The organism is Candidatus Pelagibacter communis (genome assembly GCF_001179965.1).
Taxonomy (GTDB): domain Bacteria; phylum Pseudomonadota; class Alphaproteobacteria; order Pelagibacterales; family Pelagibacteraceae; genus Pelagibacter.
On record NZ_CVSH01000044.1, the window covers coordinates 1 to 541 of the forward strand.

Genomic DNA, 541 nt, shown 5'->3' on the forward strand with positions numbered 1-541 from the left:
TTTGAAATTCTTTATAAGAAAGGAAAAACCTAGAGACCTATCTAGATCCTGCATCATGGGTTTTAAAAAGGCTAATTTTACAAATATTCTTGTGATGGATGGAGATTTGCAACATAGACCAGTTGATATTAATAAACTTTATAAAAAAATGGTTAATGAGGATTGCGATATAGTTGTTGGGAGTAGGGAGCTTACTAAAAAAAAAAATGAAGGATTGAAAGTTCACAGATTAATAAGCTCTATAATTTTAATCTTTATTGTTAATATTTTTTTAGGTTTCAAAACAAATGATCCAATGAGTGGATTTTTTATATTTAAAAAAAAAATTTTTTTTGAAAATGAAAAAAAATTGACAGCTAAAGGATACAAAATTTTATTTGATTTAATTTATGCTCAAAAAAAACCTATTAAAATTAGAGATATTTTTATTAAATTTAATAGTAGGGAAGAAGGATTCAGTAAAATGGATTATAAAGTAATATATTTGCTACTTAAAGATATAGTTAAAAAATTTTTATTTTAATAATAAATAAATAATTTA

The 541-nt window shown here is 22.2% G+C and carries 1 protein-coding gene; it reads left to right on the top strand.

From position 1 onward, the window contains the following. Positions 1-523 (top strand): glycosyltransferase (locus AMN73_RS01855; protein ID WP_179850072.1); only part of this gene is annotated, 523 nt, incomplete at its 5' end. Positions 524-541: the final 18 nt, after the last annotated feature.